Origin of the sequence: Citrobacter sp. R-1.5.2, assembly GCF_035064245.1 — a bacterium.
In the GTDB taxonomy this organism is placed as follows: Bacteria; Pseudomonadota; Gammaproteobacteria; order Enterobacterales; family Enterobacteriaceae; genus Citrobacter.
In genome coordinates this window covers 1-1,159 of the sequence record NZ_JASEYC010000071.1, presented here as the reverse complement: position 1 = coordinate 1,159, position 1,159 = coordinate 1, and the positions used below count along the sequence as shown (strand labels likewise).

At 51.5% G+C, this 1,159-nt stretch carries 1 protein-coding gene; it reads left to right on the top strand.

Annotation, left to right across the window (positions count from 1 at the left end; all coding sequences use genetic code 11):
- Positions 1-104: 104 nt before the first annotated feature.
- Entirely contained in the window at positions 105-1,136 is a 1,032-nt protein-coding gene (locus tag QMN38_RS26600; RefSeq protein WP_001395480.1) for an IS630-like element ISEc33 family transposase, read from the top strand.
- The last annotated feature ends 23 nt before the right edge of the window (positions 1,137-1,159 follow it).

Below are 1,159 nucleotides of genomic sequence, written 5' to 3'. Positions count from 1 at the left end.
CTAAATAGCTGCGCGGAATAGTAGATCACTGAAAGGGAACTCAGCCCGGATTGTGCGATCTGATCAATCGCCAAACCAACCAAAATCACCAACCGGACTGAGCGATGCCGATCATAGTACCAATACCCCGTGGCGAACGACGCCTGATGCAGAAAGCTATTCATAAAACGCGTGATAAAAATCATGCCCGCAGACTCACGGCCATGCTGATGCTTCATCGGGGTGAACGGGTCAGCGATGTTGCCAGAACTCTCTGTTGTGCCCGTTCATCCGTTGGTCGCTGGATTAACTGGTTTACGCACTCAGGTATTGAAGGCCTGAAATCCTTACCCGCAGGGCGCTCCCGACGCTGGCCTTTTGAACATATCTGCACCCTGTTACGTGAGCTGATAAAGCATTCTCCCGGCGATTTTGGTTATCAACGTTCACGCTGGAGCACCGAATTACTGGCAATAAAAATCAATGAGATAACCGGTTGCCAGTTACATGCAGGAACCGTTCGCCGCTGGTTGCCATCTGCGGGGCTTGTATGGCGCAGGGCCGCGCCAACTCTGCGTATCCGTGACCCACATAAAGATGAAAAGATGGCGGTAATCCACAAAGCGCTGGATGAATGCAGCGCAGAGCATCCGGTATTTTATGAAGATGAAGTGGATATCCACCTTAATCCTAAAATCGGTGCGGACTGGCAGTTGCGCGGACAGCAGAAACGGGTAGTGACGCCGGGGCAGAACGAAAAATACTATCTGGCCGGCGCACTGCACAGTGGCACGGGTAAAGTCAGCTACGTGGGCGGCAACAGCAAAAGTTCAGCGCTGTTTATCGCTCTGCTGAAGCACCTGAAAGCCACTTACCGGCGGGCGAAAACAATCACGCTGATCGTTGATAACTACATTATCCATAAAAGCCGCGAAACACAGCGCTGGTTGAAAGCAAATCCCAAGTTCAGGGTAATTTACCAGCCGGTTTACTCGCCGTGGGTGAATCATGTGGAACGGCTATGGCAGGCACTTCATGACACGATAACCCGTAATCATCAGTGCCGCTCAATGTGGCAGTTACTGAAAAAGGTCCGCCATTTTATGGAAACCGCCAGCCCATTCCCCGGAGGAAAACATGGTCAGGCAAAAGTGTAGCGGTATTAGGCGCAGCTATTTAG